Source organism: Lapillicoccus sp., assembly GCF_036559105.1.
GTDB lineage: Bacteria > Actinomycetota > Actinomycetes > Actinomycetales > Dermatophilaceae > Lapillicoccus.
The window spans coordinates 1-3347 of sequence record NZ_DATBTV010000109.1; the positions used below are offsets into that span (position 1 = coordinate 1).

Annotated in this window: 3 protein-coding genes and 1 pseudogene; 2 read left to right on the forward strand and 2 right to left on the reverse strand. The window is 70.7% G+C overall.

The annotated features are described in order from the left end of the window. Positions 1-210: 210 nt before the first annotated feature. Together VIG79_RS14210 and VIG79_RS14215 are read right to left on the reverse strand one after the other, a co-directional pair. Positions 211-1650, reverse strand: a complete 1440-nt coding sequence (locus VIG79_RS14210) for a hypothetical protein (RefSeq protein ID WP_331886733.1) — start codon at positions 1648-1650, stop codon at positions 211-213. Then, on the reverse strand, positions 1637-2101 hold the full coding sequence (locus VIG79_RS14215; RefSeq protein ID WP_331886735.1) for a metallopeptidase family protein: 465 nt from the start codon (positions 2099-2101) through the stop codon (positions 1637-1639). Before VIG79_RS14215 ends, VIG79_RS14210 begins: the two co-directional genes overlap by 14 nt. A 94-nt stretch (positions 2102-2195) precedes the next feature. Here VIG79_RS14215 and VIG79_RS14220 point away from each other — a divergent pair, with 94 nt between their 5' ends. After that, on the forward strand, positions 2196-2570 hold the full coding sequence (locus VIG79_RS14220) for a DUF3499 domain-containing protein (RefSeq protein ID WP_414672639.1): 375 nt from the start codon (positions 2196-2198) through the stop codon (positions 2568-2570). 64 nt (positions 2571-2634) lie between these two features. Beyond that, positions 2635-3347 (forward strand): annotated as a pseudogene (manB, locus tag VIG79_RS14225) (phosphomannomutase/phosphoglucomutase); the annotation flags it as partial.

The window sequence follows — 3347 nt, forward strand, 5'->3', positions numbered from 1 at the left end:
TGGGTGCGGGGCGGGCAGGAACAGCGCCGACTGGACCGGTCATTCAGGCCGGCCAGACCCTCGGCGTCGAACCCGGGCCAGCCAGCGACGAGCGCACGGACGCGAGACAGGCATTTCTGCGGCGACTGGGCCGCCGGCCTCGCCGGCTGAACCCGGAGGTCGCCATCACGTCGGGCGGACGCGCGCCTTCAAGGTCCGGGCCGCGTCCCCCTAGCCCAGCGTGCCGTCGGTCAACAGAACATACCCGTTGTCCTCACCCACAGGCCGCCAACCCAGCCGTTGCTGAAGCGCGGCCGCGAGCGGCGAGTCGGCAGCGACGAGTGCTACGTGTGCGCCGACAGCGTGAATGATCTCGTCCCAACCAGGCTCGGTACGTGCCACCAGTCCGTACTTCTCGAGCTGGGTGGCGCCGAAGGCCTCGGCGCGCCCGTCCGCGACCACTTCGACATTGGGGTGGCCATAGTCCAACCATCCGCCCAGCGAGAAGTCGTTCCAGATCACCGTGTGCGCAGGAAACGCATCCAACGCCGTGTTCAATGTGGCAGGGACATTCGCAGGAACACGAAGCGAGGGCAGTGCGGCGGCAATGATCGCGACGATCACCAGGCAGGCTGTCGTCGTTGCAGCGAGAGTGAGCTTCTCGCCACGCAGCACCCCGCGCGACGGGAGCGCCCGCTGGGGCAGCGCCTGATCTATCGCCCCGGCTAACAAGGGGGTCGCGATTGCGGCCCCCAGCGTCACCGTTCGCACTGACAGCAGCGTCCAAGCGGAGGCCAGGACCACCAGTCCGATCGATACCCACGACGCGCGTCCCGGACGCCTGGCCGCGAGGACCATGACGGCGGTGATCATCGCGGCAGTCAGGGCCGGGCCTAGTTCACGGAACGACGGTGTCTGCCACTCGGTGATGTATTGGGTGATCCCGCCGACAGCGAAGGGGGCAACGATCAGCCGTGGCCCAACCGGCGTCATGGCTGCGACAAGTACAGAGAGCACCGGTATCGCCAGGAGGGTCAGTGCCTTTCGGCCCCGGGCACGTCCGTCCAGGAAGAGGCCGGCGACGACCACAAGGCCAACGGCGGGCCCGGTGAACCACAGACCGTGGCAGCAGGCCCACACCCATGACATCGGAACGAGCCACCACGGTGTGCGCAGGGTTCGTGAGGTCTGGAGCCAGGCTCCGACGGTGACGACGAGAAGCACAAACGACACCAACTGCGGTCTCGGCGTCAGCGTGGCCGCCATGCCGCCGAAGCCCAGGATGGTCGCCAGCGTGGCCGGAAGTCGCCCCGCCTCCCGTCGGCAGACGACGTAGAGGGTGACAGCGAGCACCAAAACCGTCGCGCAGACGAGCCAGACCAGGCCGGGCAGGCCCAACCACCCGGTCCATCGCGCCGCCACGATCTCGGGCAGCCATTGAGTGGCGACCCAAGGTTGGGTGGCGAATCGCGTCCAGCGCGGCGGGTCGGACAGCGCCCAGGTACGAGCGAGGTCGCCACCCAATCGCAGATGCCACCACGTGTCGGGGTCGCCGATCGGACGCACGAAGACGACTGCAACCGTAACGAGAAAGAGGAGGAAGACGATGAGCGGCGCGCGCCGAAGCAGCGTCGACGAACTCTGTGGTTCCGTCTCGTCAGTCGTCGTCATCGCCGTCGGCGTAGTGGGGGTCGAGCTGCTCCGGGGTCACTCCGAGGAGCGCGGCCACCTGCTCCGTGACGACGTCGGAGATGAGCAGGGCAAGCTCACGCTGACCCTGGGTGCGCGTCTCCACCGGGCGCCGGTAGATGACGATCCGCGCCGGTTCGCGGCCCTCGGCGCCGAACAGGCGACCGAGCGGGACCTCGGAGTGCTCCCAGGGCGCCGGGTCCGACGGCGGGACGTCCTCGACGCCGAACTCGACCGGCGGGAACGGGTTCCCCCACGTCTCCTCGAGCCGGGTCGCCGCCTCGATGACCAGGTCGTCGAACCGTTCCGAGCGGGTCGTCATGGCGGGTACCGCCGGCCAGGCCAGCGGACCTCGCGGACCGCGGCCGCGCCGGTCGCGACGCCGGCTCCGGCGCCGCACCGACCGGGTCCCCTCGAGGTCGCTCCACACCACGTCACCATGCTAGTCAGCACGCCGCCCCGCCATCGGTGCGACGGCGCGCCGCCCTCGTGGTGAGCGGTCGCCGCCTTAGAGTCCGGACGTGGGGATGTCGCGGCAGTGCTCGAAGACCGGGTGTTCCGGGCCGGCTGTCGCGACCCTCACCTACGTCTACCGCGACTCCACCGCGGTGCTCGGCCCCCTTGCCACCTACGCCGAGCCGCACACCTACGACCTCTGCTCACGGCACGCCGAACGGCTCACCGCCCCGCGCGGGTGGGAGGTCGTCAGGCTGGGCGGAGAGTATGCGACGCCGCCGCCCTCCACGGACGACCTGCTCGCCCTGGCCAACGCCGTGCGCGAGGCCGGGCGGCCCCGGCCGGCGGCCACGACCGAACCCCCCGACCAACTGCGGCGTGAAGCCGCAACGGGGGCGGTCGAGGTCGGGCGCCGTGGGCACCTTCGGGTCCTGCGCGACTCCTGACGCCTACCGCCGTCGCGACCGGGCGGCACGGAGGCATACCGCGCCTCCGATAACCTCCTGGGTCGTGACCTCCGCTCCGCCGCCGGCTACGGCCGCACCCCTCGGTTCTCGCCGACTGGCCGATTTCATCAAGGCCTACGACGTGCGCGGGCTGGTCCCCGAACAGCTCGACGAGCAGGTCGCGCGAGCGATCGGAGCGGCGTTCGCCCAGGTCGTCGTCCGGCCCGAGGGCGCCTCCGGCGTCGTCGTCGGGCACGACATGCGGCCGAGCTCGCCGTCGTTGAGCCGCGCCTTCGCCGAGGGCGTGGCGTCGCACGGGATCGACGTGACCCTGATCGGCCTGTGCTCCACCGACGGCCTCTACTACGCCAGTGGCGCCCTCGACCTGCCCGGCGCGATGTTCACCGCGAGCCACAACCCGGCGCAGTACAACGGCATCAAGCTGTGCCGCGCCGGGGCGGCCCCGATCGGCCAGGAGTCGGGGCTGTCGGCCATCCGCGAGCTCGCCGAGGCCGACTCCTACGCGCCCGCCGGGCGGACCGGCTCCGTCACCCAGCGCGACGTCCTAGGGGAGTACTCCGCCTATCTCCGGTCGCTGGTCGACCTGGCCGCGATCCGGCCGCTCACCGTGGTCGTCGACGCCGGCAACGGCATGGGCGGCTACACGGTGCCCGTCGTCCTGGCCGACCTGCCGCTGACCGTCGTCCCGATGTACTTCGAGCTCGACGGCTCCTTCCCCAACCACGAGGCCAACCCGCTCGACCCGGCGAACCTGGT